General features: G+C 68.8%; 17 protein-coding genes. 8 read left to right on the forward strand and 9 right to left on the reverse strand.

Annotation, left to right across the window (positions count from 1 at the left end; genetic code table 11):
- Positions 1 to 206: 206 nt before the first annotated feature.
- A complete protein-coding gene (locus tag P73_RS22555) occupies positions 207 to 1,865 on the forward strand; it encodes a sigma-54 interaction domain-containing protein (protein WP_043872165.1) in 1,659 nt (552 codons plus the stop codon).
- Positions 1,866 to 1,877: 12 nt separating this feature from the next.
- Here P73_RS22555 and P73_RS22560 read toward each other — a convergent pair whose 3' ends face one another.
- The 8 genes from P73_RS22560 to P73_RS22595 are packed head-to-tail and all read right to left on the reverse strand — an operon-like array spanning position 1,878 to position 10,826.
- The gene (locus tag P73_RS22560; protein ID WP_043872166.1) at positions 1,878 to 2,990 is read right to left on the reverse strand and encodes a CaiB/BaiF CoA transferase family protein; all 1,113 of its coding nucleotides are present in this window, start codon (positions 2,988 to 2,990) and stop codon (positions 1,878 to 1,880) included.
- Positions 2,987 to 4,501, reverse strand: coding sequence for a 3-hydroxyacyl-CoA dehydrogenase family protein (locus tag P73_RS25260; RefSeq protein WP_074743320.1), 1,515 nt, complete (start codon positions 4,499 to 4,501; stop codon positions 2,987 to 2,989). Before P73_RS25260 ends, P73_RS22560 begins: the two co-directional genes overlap by 4 nt.
- Positions 4,498 to 5,664 (reverse strand): acyl-CoA dehydrogenase family protein, encoded by a 1,167-nt coding sequence (locus tag P73_RS22570; RefSeq protein ID WP_043872147.1) that lies wholly within the window; start codon positions 5,662 to 5,664, stop codon positions 4,498 to 4,500. The genes P73_RS25260 and P73_RS22570 overlap by 4 nt, the downstream gene beginning before the upstream one ends.
- Complete coding sequence (locus tag P73_RS22575) at positions 5,664 to 6,371, reverse strand: SDR family NAD(P)-dependent oxidoreductase (protein ID WP_043872148.1); 708 nt, start codon at positions 6,369 to 6,371, stop codon at positions 5,664 to 5,666. Before P73_RS22575 ends, P73_RS22570 begins: the two co-directional genes overlap by 1 nt.
- On the reverse strand, positions 6,364 to 7,134 hold the full coding sequence (locus P73_RS22580) for an enoyl-CoA hydratase/isomerase family protein (protein WP_043872149.1): 771 nt from the start codon (positions 7,132 to 7,134) through the stop codon (positions 6,364 to 6,366). The genes P73_RS22575 and P73_RS22580 overlap by 8 nt, the downstream gene beginning before the upstream one ends.
- A 4-nt stretch (positions 7,135 to 7,138) precedes the next feature.
- On the reverse strand, positions 7,139 to 8,761 hold the full coding sequence (locus P73_RS22585) for a class I adenylate-forming enzyme family protein (RefSeq protein WP_043872150.1): 1,623 nt from the start codon (positions 8,759 to 8,761) through the stop codon (positions 7,139 to 7,141).
- A gap of 16 nt (positions 8,762 to 8,777) precedes the next feature.
- A complete protein-coding gene (locus P73_RS22590; protein WP_043872151.1) occupies positions 8,778 to 9,557 on the reverse strand; it encodes an enoyl-CoA hydratase-related protein in 780 nt (259 codons plus the stop codon).
- 30 nt (positions 9,558 to 9,587) lie between these two features.
- The gene (locus P73_RS22595) at positions 9,588 to 10,826 is read right to left on the reverse strand and encodes a CaiB/BaiF CoA transferase family protein (protein ID WP_074743324.1); all 1,239 of its coding nucleotides are present in this window, start codon (positions 10,824 to 10,826) and stop codon (positions 9,588 to 9,590) included.
- A gap of 171 nt (positions 10,827 to 10,997) precedes the next feature.
- Here P73_RS22595 and P73_RS22600 point away from each other — a divergent pair, with 171 nt between their 5' ends.
- On the forward strand, positions 10,998 to 12,047 hold the full coding sequence (locus P73_RS22600; RefSeq protein ID WP_043872167.1) for an amidohydrolase family protein: 1,050 nt from the start codon (positions 10,998 to 11,000) through the stop codon (positions 12,045 to 12,047).
- Positions 12,048 to 12,145: 98 nt separating this feature from the next.
- Here P73_RS22600 and P73_RS22605 read toward each other — a convergent pair whose 3' ends face one another.
- Positions 12,146 to 13,351 (reverse strand): acyl-CoA dehydrogenase family protein, encoded by a 1,206-nt coding sequence (locus tag P73_RS22605; RefSeq protein WP_052453643.1) that lies wholly within the window; start codon positions 13,349 to 13,351, stop codon positions 12,146 to 12,148.
- A gap of 319 nt (positions 13,352 to 13,670) precedes the next feature.
- Here P73_RS22605 and P73_RS22610 point away from each other — a divergent pair, with 319 nt between their 5' ends.
- The 6 genes from P73_RS22610 to pcaF all read left to right on the forward strand — a co-directional run bounded on the left by P73_RS22610 (position 13,671) and on the right by pcaF (position 19,234).
- Positions 13,671 to 14,837 (forward strand): thiolase C-terminal domain-containing protein, encoded by a 1,167-nt coding sequence (locus tag P73_RS22610; protein ID WP_043872168.1) that lies wholly within the window; start codon positions 13,671 to 13,673, stop codon positions 14,835 to 14,837.
- A gap of 18 nt (positions 14,838 to 14,855) precedes the next feature.
- The gene (locus tag P73_RS22615; protein WP_052453644.1) at positions 14,856 to 15,320 is read left to right on the forward strand and encodes a MaoC/PaaZ C-terminal domain-containing protein; all 465 of its coding nucleotides are present in this window, start codon (positions 14,856 to 14,858) and stop codon (positions 15,318 to 15,320) included.
- A 13-nt stretch (positions 15,321 to 15,333) separates the two neighbouring features.
- Positions 15,334 to 16,122 carry an enoyl-CoA hydratase/isomerase family protein gene (locus P73_RS22620; RefSeq protein WP_043872170.1) on the forward strand — a complete coding sequence of 263 codons (789 nt, stop codon included), beginning with the start codon at positions 15,334 to 15,336 and terminating at the stop codon, positions 16,120 to 16,122.
- A gap of 101 nt (positions 16,123 to 16,223) precedes the next feature.
- Positions 16,224 to 16,976, forward strand: a complete 753-nt coding sequence (locus tag P73_RS22625; protein ID WP_043872171.1) for an electron transfer flavoprotein subunit beta/FixA family protein — start codon at positions 16,224 to 16,226, stop codon at positions 16,974 to 16,976.
- The gene (locus tag P73_RS22630; protein WP_043872172.1) at positions 16,976 to 17,896 is read left to right on the forward strand and encodes an electron transfer flavoprotein subunit alpha/FixB family protein; all 921 of its coding nucleotides are present in this window, start codon (positions 16,976 to 16,978) and stop codon (positions 17,894 to 17,896) included. Before P73_RS22625 ends, P73_RS22630 begins: the two co-directional genes overlap by 1 nt.
- 135 nt (positions 17,897 to 18,031) lie before the next feature.
- Positions 18,032 to 19,234, forward strand: a complete 1,203-nt coding sequence (gene pcaF / locus P73_RS22635; protein WP_043872173.1) for a 3-oxoadipyl-CoA thiolase — start codon at positions 18,032 to 18,034, stop codon at positions 19,232 to 19,234.
- Positions 19,235 to 19,249 lie beyond the last annotated feature (15 nt).

Here is a 19,249-nt window from a genome sequence, read left to right on the forward strand (position 1 = left end):
CCTGTCCTGATTGTCTCGTCGACCGGGGGCGGCGCAATCCCTGTGCCACGGGGCGGGCACCGAAACGGGGCGTCTGTCCCCCGAGCAGACGACATATGACCACGATGTGAACAAAATATCGCGTCCTGTGTGGTCAACGAAGACGATTCCCGGCTTGCATGCGGGCTGCCCTGTTTCTACGCTGACAGGAGGGAGGACCTTCATCCATGACGACAGAAGAGACGATCAGTATCCAGGGTGTCGCTCTCAACGACAGCCAGGGCGCCCTTGTCACCAGCTTCGGCGTGGCCACGGATCCGCGGATCCGCGAAATGCTCTCGGATGCCGGCTGGTTCCGGGAGGCGGTGGAGACGCGGATGCGTCCTGTCCTGCTGACCGACCGGGACCTCATCGCACTCACGACGGAGATCGCCGGCGGCTACCTGACCATCCTGTCGGACAGCCCGAGCGAGGTGGTGCTCAGCTTCGTGCTGAACGTGCCCTTCGCCTATGACATCTTCAACCACATCCTGTCGGATCCCTACGACGCGATGGCGGTGGTGGACGCGAAACAGAAGGTCGCATTCATCTCCCCCGTGCACGAGAAATTCTTCGGCCTCCAGAACGGCGAGGGCATCGGCAAGAAGGTGCGCGACGTGATCGAGAATACGCGCCTGCACCAGGTCGTGCGCACCGGCATTGCCGAGGTCGGCCAGATCCAGCACATGCAGGGCAACGAGCGCGTCGTTTCCCGCCACCCGATCCGCCACAACGGCAAGGTCGTCGGCGCCATCGGCCGCGTGATGTTCAAGGGCCCGCAACAGCTCGACGCGATGTCGAAGCGCATCCGCGACCTCGAAAGCGAGATCGCCGCCTACAAGAACCAGTCGCGCCAGAAGATCCGCGGCGAGGAATTCCTCGACATGATCATCGGCCAGAGCCTCGCCATGCAGTCCGTGCGCGAACAGATCCGCAAGATCGCGCCGCTCGACATCCCCGTGCTCATCCAGGGCGAAAGCGGCACGGGCAAGGAGCTCGTGGCGCAGGCGCTGCACATGCTGAGCGCCCGCCAGAGCGGACGGCTGGTGACGGTCAACGCCGCCGCCCTGCCCGACTCGCTCGTGGAAAGCGAGCTCTTCGGCTACGAGGCCGGCTCCTTCACCGGCGCCGACCGCAAGGGCCGGCCCGGCAAGTTCGAACAGGCCGACAAGGGCACGATCTTCCTCGACGAGATCGGGGACATGGCGCTCGACACCCAGTCGAAGCTTTTGCGCGTGTTGCAGGACCGGATGGTGGAACGGGTCGGCGGCAGCACCCCCAAGCACGTCGATTTCCGGCTGTGCAGCGCGACGAACCGGGATCTGGAGACCTTCGTGCAGGAGGGGCGCTTCCGCCTCGACCTGTTCTACCGGATCAGCCCGGTCGTGATCGCCCTGCCGAGCCTCGGGGAGCGGCTGGAGGACATCCCCCTGCTGATCAACCATTTCGCCGAAGATCTGGCGAAGCAATACAACCGCGTGATCCCGGAGATCGACCCGGACGTGCATTCCTTCCTCATGGAGCAGGACTGGCCGGGCAACGTCCGCCAGCTGCGTCACGTCATGGAACGCGCCTTCGTCTTCTGCGAGCGCGGCCGGCTGAGCGTCGCGGATTTCCAGTCGCAGACACCGGGCGTGAAACCCGCCGCCGCCCCGGCCGCCGAGCTCGCGGCACCGCAGGCGAGGACCGGCTCGCTCAAGGACAGCCTCGACGCGCTCGAGGCCAAGCTGATCCACGACGCGATCATCCGCTTCAAGGGCAACAAGAAGAAGGCCGCCGAACATCTCGGCGTGTCCCGCTCCTATCTCTACAAGAAACTCGAAACCCTGCGCGAACCCTCCGCCTGAGGGAACACGCCGTCAGCCTTCGGAGGAGCCCTCTCCCAGGCGCGGCGCATGGCGCGGGCCGGGCTCCGCCCGCAGCGGTGCACAGACCGGGATCGGAAGCGCCGGGCTGCGCGTGCCCGCACCGTTCTCGATCTCGCCCGCGAACAGGCCACGCGCGGTGAAATGGGGATCTCGCATCGCCTCCTCGAGCGTCTGAAGGACGGTGCAGCAGCAATCCGCCTCCCCGAAGATCGTGCTCCAGTGGGCGGAAGGTTCGGCCGCGATGCGACGCGCCACGGCGGCACGGGTCGCCGCCGGATCGGCGGCATCCTCGCGCAGCGCGGGGTCGAGCCCGATAGCCTCGCAGAACCGCACCCAGAACTTGTCCTCGATCGGCGCGGCCGCAAGGATCCGCCCGTCCGCCATGGGATAGAGCGCATAGCGCGGCGAACCGCCGGTCACGAGCGCGTCGCCGTTGCCGGGCCAGTTGCCGCCGAACCGCCCATCGGCCTGCGCCCAGTAGGTGAAGGGAAACAGGTTCTCCGCCATCGCGATGTCGAGCCAGGCCCCGTCCCCCGTCCGGTCCCGCTGGCGCAGCGCGAGTAGGATGTTGACGAGCGCGGGATAGGTCCCGCCCGCGATATCCGCGATCAGCGCCGGCGGCAGGACCGGCGCCCCCTCCGGCCCGTGGCTCAGCGCCAGCAGCCCCGCATCGCCCTGGTAATTGAGATCGTGCCCGGCACGCTGCGCCCGCGGCCCGGTCTGGCCATAGCCGGTGATCGAACAATAGATGATGTCGGGCTTCTGCGCCCGCACCTCGTCGTAGGACAGGCCGAGCCGCGCCATCACGCCGGGGCGGAACTGTTCGATGAGGATATCCGCCTCCGCGATCAGCGGCGCGAGCCGCGCCCGCCCCTCCGGCGATTTCAGGTCGACGGCGAGGCTTTTCTTGCCTGCGTTGAGCAGATGGAAATTGCCGCTGTCCTCGCCCCATTTCGGGCTGTAGCTGCGCATCTCGTCGCCGCGGGCCGGGTTTTCCACCTTGATCACCTCCGCCCCCGCCTCGCGCAGGAACAGGCTCGCCATCGGCCCCGGCAGGAGCGTCGAGAAGTCGAGCACGCGAATGCCGTCGAGCGCCCCCTTCATTCGCTTTTCGCCCTTATTTTTTGTATTGTTGGTGCTCTTTGTGGAGCGAAAGCGGTTTGTCCTGTGATTTTGAAGATGTTGTTGGAGATTTCGCAATGGCGCGCGAGGCCGCCGCGTGTGACGCGTTCGATGGGGCCGTCGGGGTATCCGAGGCCCATGCGGCAGGTCCTGTCGATTTCTTCGGCGGCGGCGAGGCCGTCGTCGAGGAAGCGCAGGGCGTCGTTGTATTTGGGGCGCACGAGGCGGTCGACGATGCGGCCGGGGCGGTCGGCGCAGGTGACGACGTCGAAGCCTGCGCAGTCGAACACGGCGCGGGCGGCGGCGAGGGCGGCGGGGTCGGTGGCGGGCTGTCGCACCAGTTCGATGAGGTTGGAGGGCGGGTCGTCGCCGTTGCGGTAGCGGGCGAAGCCGACGGCGTTGGAGCCCTCGCGGCCCATGTCCTCGCCGGTGTGCAGGCCGAGGCATTCGGTGTCGAGCTCGACGAGCACGGCGGTCTTCGCGGGGTCGGGGGCGAAGCCGCTGCCGAGGTGGATCGTGACCTCCGCCGCGTCGCCGTCGCGGGCGCCGGCGAGGAAGGGATCGCCGGCGGGGAAGGAGCGGCTTTCGCCGGCGGAGCGCAGGCTGTAGGCGGGGGCCTCGACGGCCTTTTCGGGCAGGCGGCCGGTGAGCAGCCCGCCGCCCGACTTGGTGCCGAGCCGCCCGGCGGCGACCATCCGGCGGCAGAGCGGCGGCACCGCGGCGCGCGGGTCGAGCGTGATCGGGTAGAAGGCCTCGCCGAGCCGCAGCTGGGTGTCGAGCCCGATCAGGTCGAGCAGCGTGCAGGGCCCCATCCTGTAGCCGAGCGCGGAGCGGATCGCGAGGTCGATCTCCTCGGCGGAGGCGAGCCCGGCCTCGATCGCGCGGATCACGTCGTTGTTGAACGGCACCAGCAGCGCGTTGAGGATGAAGCCGGGCTTGTCCTGGGTCTCCACCGGGCTCTGCCCGCAGGCCTCCGTCCAGGCCCAGGCGGCCCTGAAGGTCTCGTCCGAGGTGTTGAGGCCGCGCGACATCTCGATCAGCTTCATCACCTGCGCCGGCAGGCAGAAGTGCATCCCCACGACGCGGTCGGCCCGGCCCGAGCCGGCGGCGATCTCGGTGATCGACAGGGTCGAGGTGTTGGAGGCGAAGATCGTGCCCTCCTTGCAGATCCGGTCCAGCTTGCCGAACAGATCCTTCTTGATGTCGAGATCCTCGAAGATCGCCTCGATCACCAGGTCGCACTCCGCCAGATCGGCCAGATCGGTCGTGTCGCTCATCCGGGCGAGCGTGGCCTCCCTGTCCCCGGCGCTCATCCGGCCCTTCTCGACCGAGGTGCCGAAGAACGTCCCGGCCGCCCTGCGCTGGCGCGCCAGCGCCTCGGCGGACATGTCGAAGCAGACGGTCTCGAACCCGCCGCGGGCCGCGACGATGGCGATGCCCGCGCCCATGGTGCCACCCGCACCGCAGATGGCGACTTTCCTGATATCGGTCATTTCCTGATAAAACTCCGTCCGATGAGCTGGCGGTGGACCTGGTTGGTCCCCTCCCAGATCTGGGTGATCTTCGCGTCGCGCATCAGCCGCTCCGCCCGGTAGTCCCGGCAATAGCCGTAGCCGCCGTGGACCTGCACGCATTCCGTGGCCATCCGCATCGCCAGGTCCGAGGCGCGCATCTTCGCCACCGAGGCCTCCATGCCGAACTCCTCCGCCCCGCCGTCGACCAGGCCGGCGACATGGTCGAGCCAGCTCTCCACCAGCACGAGCTCGCTGGCCAGGTCCGCCAGCATGAACTGGTTGCCCTGGAAGTCGAGCACCCGCCTGCCGCCCTGGACCCGGTCGCTGCCATAGGCGACCATGTCGCGGAACGCCGCCCGCGCGATGCCGAGCGCATGCGCCGCCACCGAGGGCCGCGAGCGGTTGAGCGAGCCCAGCAGGATCTTCAGCCCCTCGCCCGGCTCCCCGACCAGGTTGGCGCGCGGCACGCGGACGGTGTCGAAGGACAGCGCGCAGGTCGAGGAGCCGTGGTGGCCCATCTTCTTCTCTTTCGAGATCACGCTGAACCCCTCGGCCCCCTTCTCGAGGACCAGCACGGAGATCGCCTTCTTCGGCTCCGCGATCCCGGCCCATTTGCCGAACAGCAGGATCCGGTCGGCCACGTCGCCATTGGTGATGAAGATCTTGCTGCCCTTCACCACGATCTCCTCGCCCTCCGGCGTGAAGGAGGTCTTCATCCCGGTCGCGTCCGAGCCGGCGGTGGGCTCGGTGATCGCCAGCGCGCCCAGCCCGCCCTCGGCGATGGCCGGCAGCAGGCGCGCCTTCTGCTCGGCGCTGCCGTATTCGATCAGCGGCTTCATCCCGTGGTAATTCGTGGCATAGATGATCCCGGTCGAGGCGCAGGCCTCCGAGAGGATCGCCACGATCTCCAGGTAGAGCCGGTAGGACATCGGCATGCCGCCATATTCCTCCGGCACGAAGACCGCGTTCAGCCCGAGCGCGTTGATCGCCTCGACATTCTCCCAGGGGAATTCGCCGGTCGCGTCCACCCGCTCCGCATTCGGCGCGATCACCTCGTCGCTCATGCGCTGCACCTGCTCGAGGATCGCGCGCTCCTCGTCGTTCCAGCCGCGGCCTTGCAGCATCCGCTCATGCATGTTCATCAGTGGTTCATCCCCTGTGCCCCGTCGATGTAGATCGTCTCCCCGGTCAGAAAGCCGATGTCCTCCCCGAACAGCGCCGCGACCAGCCGCGCCACGTCCTCGGGCCGGCCCGGCGCCCCCGTCGGGATCCGGCTGCGCATCCAGGCGCGCACCTTCTCGCGCGCGAGGTAGTCGCGGTTCAGGTCGGTCTCGATATAGCCCGGCGCCACCGTCAGCGCCCGGATCCCGTCGCGCGCCCATTCCACCGCCATGCAGCGCGTCATCGCCGCCACCGCCGCCTTGGAGGCGCAATAGGCCAGGTTGTCGGGCACGCCCAGCTTGTCGAAGAACGAGCCGATGTTGACGATCGTGCCGCCGCCTCCCGCGCGCAGGTGCGGATAGGCCTCCCGCGCCGCCACCATCACCGCCGTCGCGTTCAGCGCCATCGTCTCCTCGAAGCTCTCCACGCTCAGCGCCGCGATCGGCCCGCCGATATGCACCCCCGCATTGTTCACCAGACCCGCCACCGGGCCCTCCGCCGCGATCGCCGCAAAGGCCGCGGCGACCGCCGCCTCCTCGGTCATGTCGCAGGCGATCTGCCGCCCCGCCGGCCCCCGGCCCGAGCGCGACAGGCAGACCACCGGATGGCCCCGCCCCTCGAGCTCCGCGGCAATCGCCGCCCCGATCCCCTTCGACGCCCCCGTGACCACGATCTGTCCCTCAGCCATCCCTGAACTCCGGTTTGCGTTTCTCCTCGAAGGCGGCCATGCCCTCCTCCGCATCCGCCGTGCGATAGGCCAGCGTCGAGAGATCCGCCTCGGTCTCCAGCCCCGCCTGAAGCGCCGTGTCCCCGGCCCGCTGCACCGCCCGCCGCGCCAGCTCCAGCACCGGCAGGCTGTAGCGCGTGAACCGCCCGGCGAACGCCCGCCCCGCCTCCAGCAGGTCGCCCTCCGCCACCGCGTTCACCAGCCCGATCCGCTCGGCCTCCGCCGCCGGCACGGTGCGCCCGGTCAGGATCAGCTCCAGCGCCCGCGCCTCCCCCACCAGCCGCGGCAGCCGCTGCGTGCCGCCATAGCCGGGGATCAGCCCCAGCTTGATCTCCGGCAGGCCGAACGCCGCCTGCGGCGCGGCCAGCCGGAAGGTGCAGGCCATCGCCAGCTCCGCCCCGCCGCCGAAGGCATAGCCGTTCACCAGCGCCACGGAGGCCACCGGCAGCCGGTCCAGCTTCGCGAAGACCGCCTGCCCCAGCTCCGCCCCGTGCTTCTGCTCGGCCAGCGACCGGTGGCGCAGCTCCTTGATGTCGGCGCCGGCGCAGAACGCCTTCTCCCCCGCCCCGGTCACCAGCAGCGCCCGCACCCCCGCCATCGCCGCCACCGCGTCCAGCGCCGCGCCGATCTCGTCCAGCACCGCGAAGGACAGCGCGTTCAGCGCCTCCGGACGGTTCAGCCGCAGCACGGCAAGCCCGCCCTCCCGCTCGAGGTCTACTGCCATCCGTTCACACCCCCTGTTTCCGCGCCCCGTAGCGCACCGGCTCCGGCGACAGCGCGCCCCGCGCCACCATCTGCGCCAGCTCGCGCTTGAGGATCTTCCCGCTCGCCGTCAGCGGCAGGTCCTCCACCGCCGCGAACCATTCCGGCATGTCGAATTTCGACAGCCCCTCCCGCGCCAGATGCGCCAGCATCTCCGCCGCGCCCACATCGCCGATCACCGCAAGGCACACCTTCTCCCCCAGGCGCGCGTCCGGAACCCCGAACGCCGCCGCCTTCTCCACCCGCGGATGGCTCAGCGCCAGCGCCTCGATCCGCGACGGGAAGATGTTGTGACCGCCCCGGATGATCAGGTCCTTGATCCGCCCCTCGATCCGCAGGTTGCCCTGCCCGTCGAACGAGCCCAGGTCGCCCGACAGCAGGTAGCCGTGCCGGTTCATCGTCCGCTCCGTCGCCGCCTGGTTGGCAAAATATCCCAGCATCATCGCCGCGCCGCGCCCGCCGATCTCCCCCGACTGGCCGGGCGCAAGCTCCCGGTCCGGATCCTCCGGGTCCCAGATCCGCACCTCATAGGCCGGACCGCCCCGCCCGCAGGTCCGGATCCACACCTCCGGCGGATCCCCCGGATGGGTGTATTGATGCGACGAGCATTCCGTCATCCCGTAGATGTTCTGCGGCGCGATCCCCTGGTCTACGAAGGCCTTCGCCACCACCTCGGGGATCGGCGCCCCCGCCATGTAGAAGGTCTGCACCTGCCCCAGACGCTCCAGACCCCGCCGCTTCTGCTCGGCCAGGATGTCCATCGCATGCGTCGGCACCCCCAGAACATAGGTCGCCCCCGTCTCCGTGATCCAGTCCAGCCGGCTCATCCCCTCCGGCGGGTCGTCCATCACCAGCGTCCCGCCGCACACCAGCCATTGCCCCAGCGCCACCCAGGCGATGTGATGCGAGAACGGGCTCAGCGTCAGGATCACCGACTGATCCGACAGCGCCCAGTCCCGCGCCAGGTCCCGCGCATTCGCCAGAAGCGTGTTGCTCGAATGCATCACGCATTTCGGCCGCCCCGTCGTCCCCGAGGTGAAGGCCAGGTAGACCACGCTGTCCGGGTTGCCATGCGCCACCCGGTTCACCTGCGTGATATGGCCCGGAAACCGCTCCGGCGTATAGACCTTCCCCAGGCTCGGCACCTCCGACAGCATCGCCTCGAAGTCCCGCTCCGCCCGGTCCGCGCCCCAGCCCGGCTCCGTCACCAGCGCCCGCGCCCCCAGCTCGTTCAGAAGCTCCACGATCTCGGCGCAGGTGTAGCTGCGGTGCAGCGACGGGTTGCAGGCGATCCCCTCCCGCGCGCAGGCCAGGAAGGTGATCACCACCTCCACACGGTTCGACATCCACACCGACAGACGGTCCCCCGCCACCAGGCCCTCCTCCACAAGGTTGTCGGCCATCGCGTCGACCCGCGCCTTCAGTCCCTGCCAGTCCAGGAACACCCGCCCGTCGCGCAGCGCCATCGCCTCCGGCCGCGCCTGCGCATGCCGCGCCAGAAGCCCGTAGAAGGTCTCCCCCCGCCACAGCCCGGCCTCGTAATAGCCCCGCGCCGTGCCCGGATCGTGAAGTGTCAGGAACGGTTTCATCCTCTGCCTCCCCTGCTCACTGGCCGAATTTCGACGGGTCCGGACGCCGCCGCCCGCTGAAGCTCTCGCTGAGCTCCCCGTGCTCCGCAGAGCGCAGGTATTGCGTCAGAAGAAGGTCGTGCGTCACCCGCGACAGGCCCCCCACACCGCCGTGGCGCGCGTTGAACGCCCCCTTGATCGCCGCCAGCGCAAAGGACCCCCGGTCCGCGATCTCCAGCGCGAACTCCCGCGTCTTCTCCGCAAGCTGGTCGTCCGGAACCACCCGGTTGATCATCCCGATCTCCAGCGCCTCCGCCGCCGTCATCTTGCGGTTGCAATACCAGATCTCCTTGGCCCGCTTCTTGCCCACGAGATCCTCCAGATACCACGTCCCGTAGCCCGCATCGAACGACCCCATCATCGGACCCACCTGCCGGAACACCGCGCTCTCCTTCGCGATCGTCACGTCGCAGACCACCTGCAACACGTTGCCGCCCCCCACCGCGAACCCGTTCACCGAGGCGATCACCGGCTTCTGGAGCTTGTCGATCGCCTCGTACATCTCCAGAACCGGCAGCGTCCCCGCATACAGCGTCGTCTGCTCCATCCCGTCCTTCTGGCCCCCGATGCAGAAGAACCGCTCCCCCGCCCCCGTCAGAACCACCACACGCGTCCGCGTCTCCCGACGGATCCCCTCGATACAGTCCCGGATCTCGTGACACATCCGCGCCGTGAACATGTTCCCGTGGTCCGGACGGTTCAGCGTGATCACCCCCACAGGGCCCTCCTCGAAATACTCGATCTCTTCAAAACCCATCCCGAATTCCCTCCTTAAACGCGTGATCATTCAGTCCGCATCATGGGCGGTGCGCAGCGCGCCCAGCACGGCCTCCGTATCCGCGCCCAGAGGCGGCGGCAGGCGGCGGCCGTAGCTGGCCTGCCCGTCGATGCGGATGCCGAGCCCGATCTGCGGCGCCACGCGCCCGGTTTCGTCCTCGAGCCCGTAGAACAGGCCGCGCTCCTGAAGGTGGCGGTCGGAGACGACCTCGTCCACGCGGTTGATCGGCCCGGCGGGCACGCGCGCGCCGGCGAAGAGCCGCAGCCAGTCGTCGCGGGTGCGGCTGCGCAGGATCTCCTGGATGCGCGCGACGATCGCCGGGCGGTCGCGGCGCCGGTCGGCATTGGTGCGGAACTCGGGCCGCGCGCCATAGTCGGGATCGCCCACCGCGTCCCAGAACCGCTTCCAGATCGCGTCCGAGCCGAGGCCGAGGGTCATCGGCAGGTCGGCGGTGTCGAAGGGCTGGTAGATCGCGATCACGCTGTCGCGCCCGCCCGAGCGGGTCGGCACGTCGCCGGAGCCGAGATAGGGCGAGATGCGGCAGGTCAGGAAGCGGGTCATGCTCTCGACGAGGCTCACGTCGATGAGATGCCCCTCGCCGGTCCGGTGCCGCCCGAGCAGCGCGGCGATGGTCGCCATCGCGGCATCCTGCCCGGCGAGCATGTCGGCGGCGGGCGCCCCGATCTTCTGCGGCTCGCCCCCCGCCGCGCCGGTGATGTCCATGATCCCGGAATATCCCTCCGCGATGAGGTCGTAGCAGGTCAGGTCGGCCCGCTCGCCATCGAGCCCGAAGCCGGTGATCGAGACGAAGATGAGATCCGCGCGCTCCTTGCGCAGCGTGTCGTAATCGAGGCCGAGCTTGCGCTGCACCGCGGGCGGCTGGTTCGTCACGATCACGTCCGCCCCCCGCACGAGTGCGAGAAGATCCTCGCGCCCCTGCTCGGTCTGGGCGTCGACGACGACGCTGCGCTTGTTGCGGTTGACGGCGGTGAACCACAGCGCCTGCTCGTCGTGGAAGGGCGGTCCCCAGCTGCGCGCGTCATCCCCCGCGGGGCGTTCGATCTTGATGACGTCGGCGCCGAAGTCGGACAGGAGCATCGTCGCGTAGGGACCGGCCACCGAGGTGGTGAGATCGAGCACCGTCACCCCCGCGAGCATGTCGAAAGACTGGCCGGCCGGATGCACCGGCAAGCTCTCGAACGGCAGCCGTGCCGTGGTGTCCGCGGGCTCATTCCTGGTCTGGGTCATTGTGCCGTTGCCTCCTCGTTGTTGGGTGGAGCCTCCGCAATCCCCGTGCCAAACTCCGCGGCACCGGCTCCGACGGCGGCAAAGGCCGCCCCCGCGGGCGGGGCCCGCGGGTGGTACGGGATTTGCGCCGTGGCGGGCGGAGCGCACAGGCACGGACACAGGAGACAGAGGATGAACGCGGACCGGACGGAGACCGATTTCAGCCGCACCCAGGCGCCCCGGCCGGACTGGCTGGCGCGCGCGGAGCCCGAGGAGCCGCTCGAGCCGGATCTGCCGATCGTCGATGCGCATACCCATCTCTGGGACCATCCGACGGGCTATCGCTATTTCGCGGAGGACCTCGCGCGCGACATCGCGGAATGCGGCCATCGCGTCACCGACACCGTCTTCGTGGAATGCAACTCGATGTATCGCGCGGAGGGCCCCGCGCATCTGAGAAGCGTCGGAGAGACGGAATTCGCCCTCGGCCAGGCCGCCATCGCGGCGAGCGGGAGATACACCGGCGCGCATATTGCCGGGCGCATCGTCGCCCATGCCGACCTGACCCTCGGGGAGGCGCTTCCCGAACTGCTCGACGCGCAGCAGGCCGCCGGGAACGGCCGTGTCGCCGGGGTGAGGATGCGGGCGAAATGGGATCCCGACCCGGTGGTGAAGGGCGCGGTCAGCGCCGAGACGCCGGGGCTCTACCTTACGGAGGAGGTCCGCGCGGGGCTGCGCGCGCTGGCCCGGCGCGACCTGGTGTTCGAGGCGAGCATCTACTCGCCGCAGATCCCCGACGTGACCGCCCTCGCCCGTGCGGTGCCCGAGGCGCGGATCGTGCTCATCCATTCCGGCAGTCCGGTCGGCCACGGCAGCTATCGCGGCCGCGGCGACGAGGTCCATGCCGCCTGGAGGCGCGACATGGCCGAACTCGCGCGTTGCCCGAACGTCTCCGTCAAGCTCGGCGGGCTGCTGATGACGCTCGCCGCCTTCGATTTCGGGAGGGCGGAGCGGCCGCCCCGCTCCGAAGAGCTCGCCCGGCTCTGGCGGCCCTATACCGAACCCTGTCTCGAGATGTTCGGGGCGGACCGCTGCATGGTCGCCTCCAACTTCCCGGTGGAAAAGGCCGGCTGCACCTACGGGAGCCTCTGGAACATGTTCAAGCATATCGCCGCCGGCGCCTCCGCGGCGGAAAAGACGGCGCTGTTCAGCGGCACGGCGCGACGCGTCTACAAGATGTGACAGTTTTTCTCCTGGATGTCCTCGAAACGGACAGGGCATGAAAAAGGCGCCTCCCGGCGGGAGCGCCTTTCCCGTGTTCCCTTGTGGCGCCGACCCGCTCAGGCGGCGCCGCGGCCCATCTGGCGCAGGCCGGTCTTGCCATGGTGGCGGTCCGCCTGCTTGTAACCGAGCGCATCCTCCGCGATCAGGATCTTCTGGACGTTCGCCGTGCCCTCGCCGGTGAACATGAGATCGGCGTATTTCTTGTAGCGCGAGATCCGGTATTCGCTCGACAGCCCGTAGCCGCCATAGATCTGCTGCGCCGTGTCGGCACAGAATTTCGCGGTGGTGGAGGCGTGGAACTTCGCGATGGAGGCGATGCGGTTGGTCGGAAGCTCCCGATCCATCGCCTGCGCGGCCTGGTAGACGAGCGCGCGGCTCGCCTCGATGGCGACGGCCATCTCCGCGATCTGGCCCTGGATCATCTGGAACTTGCCGATCGGGCTGCCCTTGATCACCCGCTCGTTGGCATAGCGCACCGCATCCTCATAGGCGCCGATCGCGATGCCGAGCGCCTTTGCCCCGATCACCGCGCGGCCGCCCTGGAGCGCGCGCATGATGATCTTGAACCCTTCGCCCTCGTTGCCGAGCAGGTTCTCCGCCGGCACGGTGAAATCGTCGAGATAGACCGCCGCCACGCGGAAGGCGTTCGACAGGCCGACGTCGATCGCCTGGGCGGTGTAGCCGGGGAATTTCTTCGGCTCGACGATGAAGGCCGACACGCCGCGCGCACCCGCCTCGGGGTCGGTCTTGGCAAAGAGCACGCCGACATCCGCCTCGTCGCCGAGCGTCGCCCACATCTTCGAGCCGTTGAGCTTGTAGACATCGCCGTCGCGGCGCGCCGTGGTCTTCATCGCGCCCGCCGCGTCCGAGCCGCCGCCCGCCTCGGTCAGGGCCATCATGCCGACGATATTGCCGGCGAGGAGGTCGGGAACGTATCTGTCGATCTGGTCCTGCGTGCCGCCGAGATAGATGCAGGCCGGGCAGTTGCCGCCGTTCTGGTTGAAGCCGCCGAAACGGATGTCGGCGCGGGCGATTTCCTCGATGATGACCGCCGCGGCGAGATAGCCCATGTCGCTGCCGCCGACCTCCTCGGGGAAGGTCGCGCCGTAATACCCGGCCTCGCCCGCCTTGCGGATCAGGTCACGCGGCAACTCGCCGCGCGCCTCGACCTCGTCCATCACGGGGACGACCTCGGTCGCCATGAACCGGCGGATCGAGTCGCGGATCGCGGGGATCTCCTCGGGAAGCATTTCATCCATCATCAGATGTCCTCTCTGGTTGACCTCGGCCTCCGCACGGGCTGCGGGCGTCCGACCTGCGGACCACCCCGGACAGGATAGCACATCCCGTCCCCGCCGCGCCAAAGCCCGGTTGAATTCTCTGAGGACACGGGCGCGGCCGCGCCGGACCGCCCCATATCCCGCCCCGCTCCAAGCAAACCCCATGCCAAAGGGAAAGTCCCGCGCAAGTTTCCCCTTCTGGCACGGCGTTTGCTTTGATCCGGCCGACAGACGCGGGCCGTCCGATGTGTCCGCCGGGGGAAACCGGGCCACGCGCCCCGAAACACAGTGAAGGATCGTTATGACATTGCGCAACAAGGCCGTCATCGTCGGTGTCGGCGAAAGCGATATCGGGCGCCTGCCCCACATGACCGGACTGGGCCTGAACGCGCAGGCGGCGCGCCGCGCCCTTGCCGATGCGGGGCTGAAGCATACCGACGTGGACGGGCTGCTGACCGCCTATTCCTTTACCGAACCCTATTTCATGCTCGGATCGGTGCTGGCCGAATATCTCGGCATCTCCCCGAAATACGGCGGCTCGCTCGTGGTCGGCGGCGCCTCCCCGACGGCGATGCTGCACCATGCCGCACAGGCGGTGAGCACGGGTGCCGCCGAGGTGGTGCTGGTCTGCGCCGGCGAGAACCGGGCGACCGGCATGTCGCGCGACGACGCGGTGAGCGCGCTCTCCGCCGTCGGCCACCCCTATTTCGAGGCGCCCTATGGCATCGGCATCCCCTCGCTCTACGCGATGGTCGCCACCGCCTACATGGAGAGATACGGCACCAAACGCGAGGAGATGGCGGCCGTCTCCGTCACCTTCCGCGACAATGCGCTGAAACACCCGAACGCCCAGATGAAAACCCCGCTGACGCTCGACGAGGTCATCGCGTCCAAGCCGATCTCCGACCCGCTCTGCATGTACGACTGCTGCCTGATCTCGGACGCCGGCGGCGCCTTCGTCGTCACCACGCCCGAGCGGGCGAAGGACCTGCCGGGGCGGGAGGTCTACCTCGCGGGCATCGGCGAGGCGCATACCCACGAACATCTCACCAGCGCCCCGAGCCTGACCGAGTTCGGCGCGGAGATCTCCGGGCGCACCGCCTATGGCATGGCCGGGCTCGGGCCCGAGGACATGGATCTCGCCATGCTCTACGACTGTTTCAGCATCGTGCCGATCATCGAGATGGAAGAGCTCGGCCTCGCCCCGCGCGGAGAGGGCGGCGCGCGTTTCGCCGAAGGCCAGGCGCGGATCGGCGGCCGGCTCCCGGTCAACACCCATGGCGGCATGCTGAGCCATGCCCATGCCGGCGCGGTCGGCGGGCTCATGGCCATCGTCGAGGCCGTGCGCCAGCTGCGCGGCGAGGCGGGCGAGCGGCAGACACAGGGCGCCTCGGCGGCGCTGGTGCACGGGGAAGGCGGCGTCATGTCCTCCCATTGCACCGCCATTCTCACCGCCGAAGCCCGCTAATCCCGGAAAGGAAAGAAGATGAGCACGAATGTCAGAGGCATGTATTTCGACGATTTCGAGGAGGGCCAGGTGATCGAGACGCCGCGGCGCACCATCACCTCGACCGATATCGTGAATTTCGCCTGCCTGTCGGGCGACTTCAACGGGGTCCATACCGATTTCGAATATTGCAGGACGACGCCCTTCGGCGAACCCATCGCCCATGCGCCACTGGTCTACGCGGTGATGGGCGGGCTGCAATATGCCAGCGGCGTCAACGACGGCACGCTTCTCGCCGTGCTCGGCATCGACGAATGGCGGATGTTGAAACCCGTCAAGCATGGTGACACGGTGCATATGCGGTCGAAGGTGCTGAGCAAGAAACCCACTTCCAAACCGGGGCGCGGCGTCGTCTCCTTCCGGCGGGAATTCGTCAACCAGCACGACGAGGTGGTGCAGAGCATGACCGCCACCTTCCTCTATCGCATGCGCCCCGAAGAATAAGGAACATCCCGGAATGTCAGAAGATCTTCTGTTCGAGGTCGCCGACGGCGTGGCGACCATCACGATCAACCGCCCGGACAAGCGCAACTCCTTCACCGACGAGATGGTGCGCCAGTGGGTCGGCTGGCTCGAGGAGTGCAGGACCCGCGAGGACGTGCGCGTGATCGTCTTCACCGGCTCGGACACGGCCTTCTCCGCCGGCGGCGACATGGGCGGGATGAAGGGCAAAGCGGAACGGACCCCGCTCGAGGCGCGGGCGGGCATCGTCGCCAACACCCAGTCGCTCGCCCGCTGCGTCGAGACCATCGAGAAGCCGGTGATCGCCGCGATCAACGGCGTCGCGGTCGGCGGCGGGCTCGACATCGCGCTGATGTGCGACGTGCGGCTCGCCACCGCCTCCGCGCGGATGGCCGAAACCTATGCGAAGATGGGCCTCGTGCCGGGTGTCGGCGGGGCCTGGTTCCTGCCGCGCATCGTCGGCCAGTCGGTCGCGCTCGACATGTTCTGGACCGCGCGCTGGGTCGGGGCGGAGGAGGCGCTGTCGCTCGGGCTCGTCAACCACGTCTATCCCGACGAGAGCTTCCGCGAGGAGGTCGCCGCCTATGCCCGCCGCATCGCGGAGGCCGCGCCGCTCTCGGTCCATTTCATCAAGCAGCTCGTGCGGCAATCGCTCGACGTGGACCTGCGCACCCATCTCGACGCGCTCGCCTCGCATATCGCGCTGGTGCGGACGAGCTCGGACCACAAGGAGGCGGTCGCCGCCTTCAAGGAGAAGCGCAAGCCGAATTTCAACGGAAACTGACCGGCGCGGGCCGCGATGGCACGCCGGTTGCAATGCTGCGCTTTCGGGGCCGGGCCGCATGGCCGCTCCGGCGCAGACAACGGAAAGTCTGGACTCAGGATATGAAGATAATCGTACCGATCAAACGGGTGATCGACTACAACGTGAAGGTTAAGGTTAAGGCGGACGGCACGGGTGTCGATCTTGCGAATGTGAAGATGTCGATGAACCCGTTCGACGAGATCGCGGTGGAGGAGGCGATCCGGCTGAAGGAGGCGGGTGTTGCGACCGAGGTTGTGGTCGTGTCGATCGGGGAGAAGAAGGCGACGGACACGCTGCGCAACGCGCTCGCGATGGGGGCGGACCGGGCGATCCTCGTGGAGGAGGCGCAGGGCGTGGAGATCGAACCGCTCGCCGTGGCGAAGATCCTCGCGAAGGTGGCGGAGGCGGAGAGCCCCGATCTGGTGATCCTCGGCAAGCAGGCGATCGACAACGACATGAACGCCACCGGGCAGATGCTGGCCGCGCTGCTGGGCTGGGGCCAGGCGACCTTCGCCTCCGAGGTGAAGGTCGGGGACGGCAAGGCCGTGGTGACCCGCGAGGTCGACGGCGGGTTGCAGACCATCTCCGTGCCGCTGCCGGCGATCGTCACCACCGACCTGCGCCTCAACGAGCCGCGCTATGCCTCCCTGCCGAACATCATGAAGGCGAAGAAGAAGCCGCTCGAGGAGAAGACGGCCGCCGATTACGGCGTCGACACCTCCCCCCGCCTGACGGTGGTGGCGACCGCGGAGCCGCCGGCGCGGGCCGCCGGGGTCCGGGTCGGCTCCGTCGACGAACTTGTCGCGAAACTCAAGGAAGGAGGGCTCGTCTGATGGCCGTTCTGTGTCTTGCCGAAGTTGCGGGCGGGGAGCTCGCCCCGGATGCCACCGCGAAGGCGGTCACCGCCGCCGCGAGCCTCGGGGAGGTGACGCTGCTGGTCTGCGGCCCCGCCGCGGCCGGAGAGGCCGCTGCCGGGATCGCGGGCGTCGCGAAGGTGCTCCTCGCGGAGGATGCCGCCTATGCCCACGGGCTGGCCGAGCCGCTGGCCGGGCTGATCGTCTCGCTGGCGGGCGATTACGCTCATATCGTCGCCCCCGCCACGACCACGGGCAAGAACGTGCTGCCGCGGGTGGCCGCGCTGCTCGATGTGATGGTCCTCACCGATGTCACCTCCGTCGTGGATGCCGAAACCTTCACGCGCCCGGTCTATGCGGGCAACGCTGTCCAGACGATACGCTCGAAAGATGAAAAGAAGGTTATCACCTTCCGCACCTCGAGCTTCGAGGCCGCCGGCAGCGGCGGCCCGGCGCCGGTGGAGAGCGTCTCGGGCGCGGGCGACAGCGGCCTGTCGGCCTTCGTGGAGGACAAGGTGGCCGAGAGCGACCGGCCGGAGCTGACCTCGGCGAAGATCGTGGTCTCGGGCGGGCGCGGGCTCGGGTCGGAGGAGAATTTCGCGATCGTCGAAAGCCTGGCCGACAAGCTCGGCGCGGCGGTGGGCGCCTCCCGCGCGGCGGTGGATTCGGGCTATGCGCCGAACGATTTCCAGGTCGGCCAGACCGGCAAGGTGGTCGCGCCCGAGCTCTATATCGCCGTCGGCATCTCCGGCGCGATCCAGCACCTCGCCGGCATGAAGGACAGCAAGGTCATCGTCGCGATCAACAAGGACGAGGAGGCCCCGATCTTCCAGGTCGCCGACTACGGCCTCGTCGCAGACCTCTTCGACGCCCTCCCGGAACTCACCGGGAAGCTCTGAGCGGAACGCACCGGGACGCGGCGCGCTCCGCTCCCGGCTGCCCCCCAAGGCCCCGGCCGGCCTCTCCTCCCCCGGCCGGGGCCGAATATCAAATTTCCACCGTGAATCACGGTGTCAGACGCAGGAAAGAAACTTATGGACGCATTCATCTGTGACGGGATCCGCACACCGATCGGGCGCTACGGCGGCGCGCTGTCCTCGATCCGCGCGGACGACCTTGCCGCGCTGCCGATCGCCGCACTGATGGAGCGCAACCCGCAGGTCGACTGGTCGCGGCTCGACGAGGTGATCCTCGGTTCGGCCAACCAGGCGGGCGAGGACAACCGCAACGTGGCGCGCATGGCCGCGCTCCTGGCCGGGCTGCCGGTCGAGGTGCCGGGGACAACGGTGAACCGGCTCTGTGCCTCGGGCATGGATGCGGTCGGCATGGGCGCGCGCGGGATCCGGGCGGGCGACTACGACATGGTGATCGCGGGCGGCGTCGAATCCATGTCCCGCGCGCCCTTCGTCATGCCGAAGGCCACGAGCGCCTTCTCGCGCGCCAACGCGGTCTACGACACGACGATCGGCTGGCGGTTCGAGAACCCGAAGATGAAGGCGCAATACGGCACCGACTCCATGCCGCAGACCGCCGACAACGTGGCCGGGGATCACGGCATCTCGCGCGAGGATCAGGACGCCTTCGCCGCGCGGTCGCAGGCGCGCTGGCAGGCCGCCCATGAGGCGGGCGTGTTCGGCGACGAGATCGCGCCGGTCCAGGTGCCGAGGCGCAAGGCCGACCCGGTCACGGTGGACAGGGACGAACATCCCCGCCCCGGCACGGATACGGCGACCCTCGCGAAACTGCGCGGCGTGAACGGGCCGGAGCGCACGGTCACGGCGGGCAATGCCTCCGGCGTGAACGACGGCGCGGCGGCGCTGCTGCTGGCCGGAGAGGCGGCGGTGGCGGCGCAGGGGCTGACGCCGGTCGCGCGCATCGTCGCGATGGCCGCCGCCGGCGTGCCCCCGCGGGTGATGGGCATCGGTCCCGTGCCGGCCACGCAAAAGGTGCTCGCGCGCACCGGTCTCTCCATCGCGGACATGGATCTGATCGAACTGAACGAGGCCTTCGCGAGCCAGGCGCTCGCCACGCTGCGCGCCCTCGGCGTTCCCGACGATGCGCCGCATGTCAACCCGAACGGCGGCGCCATCGCGCTCGGCCATCCGCTCGGCATGTCGGGGGCCCGGCTCGTGCTGACGGCGGCGCGCGAACTCAAGCGCCGCGGCGGCAGATACGCGCTGTGCACCATGTGCGTCGGCGTCGGCCAGGGCACGGCCCTCGTGCTCGAGGCCGTGTGATGAAACCTGAGGAGA

This window comes from Celeribacter indicus (assembly GCF_000819565.1).
In the GTDB taxonomy this organism is placed as follows: domain Bacteria; phylum Pseudomonadota; class Alphaproteobacteria; order Rhodobacterales; family Rhodobacteraceae; genus Celeribacter; species Celeribacter indicus.

What these genes read in the sequence shown, in the direction of transcription:
- P73_RS22555 (WP_043872165.1), top strand. Translation starts at nt 207, where the DNA reads ATGACGACAGAAGAGACGATCAGTATCCAGGGTGTCGCTCTCAACGAC.
- P73_RS22560 (WP_043872166.1), bottom strand. Translation starts at nt 2,990, where the DNA reads ATGAAGGGGGCGCTCGACGGCATTCGCGTGCTCGACTTCTCGACGCTC.
- P73_RS25260 (WP_074743320.1), bottom strand. Translation starts at nt 4,501, where the DNA reads ATGACCGATATCAGGAAAGTCGCCATCTGCGGTGCGGGTGGCACCATG.
- P73_RS22570 (WP_043872147.1), bottom strand. Translation starts at nt 5,664, where the DNA reads ATGAACATGCATGAGCGGATGCTGCAAGGCCGCGGCTGGAACGACGAG.
- P73_RS22575 (WP_043872148.1), bottom strand. Translation starts at nt 6,371, where the DNA reads ATGGCTGAGGGACAGATCGTGGTCACGGGGGCGTCGAAGGGGATCGGG.
- P73_RS22580 (WP_043872149.1), bottom strand. Translation starts at nt 7,134, where the DNA reads ATGGCAGTAGACCTCGAGCGGGAGGGCGGGCTTGCCGTGCTGCGGCTG.
- P73_RS22585 (WP_043872150.1), bottom strand. Translation starts at nt 8,761, where the DNA reads ATGAAACCGTTCCTGACACTTCACGATCCGGGCACGGCGCGGGGCTAT.
- P73_RS22590 (WP_043872151.1), bottom strand. Translation starts at nt 9,557, where the DNA reads ATGGGTTTTGAAGAGATCGAGTATTTCGAGGAGGGCCCTGTGGGGGTG.
- P73_RS22595 (WP_074743324.1), bottom strand. Translation starts at nt 10,826, where the DNA reads ATGACCCAGACCAGGAATGAGCCCGCGGACACCACGGCACGGCTGCCG.
- P73_RS22600 (WP_043872167.1), top strand. Translation starts at nt 10,998, where the DNA reads ATGAACGCGGACCGGACGGAGACCGATTTCAGCCGCACCCAGGCGCCC.
- P73_RS22605 (WP_052453643.1), bottom strand. Translation starts at nt 13,351, where the DNA reads ATGATGGATGAAATGCTTCCCGAGGAGATCCCCGCGATCCGCGACTCG.
- P73_RS22610 (WP_043872168.1), top strand. Translation starts at nt 13,671, where the DNA reads ATGACATTGCGCAACAAGGCCGTCATCGTCGGTGTCGGCGAAAGCGAT.
- P73_RS22615 (WP_052453644.1), top strand. Translation starts at nt 14,856, where the DNA reads ATGAGCACGAATGTCAGAGGCATGTATTTCGACGATTTCGAGGAGGGC.
- P73_RS22620 (WP_043872170.1), top strand. Translation starts at nt 15,334, where the DNA reads ATGTCAGAAGATCTTCTGTTCGAGGTCGCCGACGGCGTGGCGACCATC.
- P73_RS22625 (WP_043872171.1), top strand. Translation starts at nt 16,224, where the DNA reads ATGAAGATAATCGTACCGATCAAACGGGTGATCGACTACAACGTGAAG.
- P73_RS22630 (WP_043872172.1), top strand. Translation starts at nt 16,976, where the DNA reads ATGGCCGTTCTGTGTCTTGCCGAAGTTGCGGGCGGGGAGCTCGCCCCG.
- pcaF (WP_043872173.1), top strand. Translation starts at nt 18,032, where the DNA reads ATGGACGCATTCATCTGTGACGGGATCCGCACACCGATCGGGCGCTAC.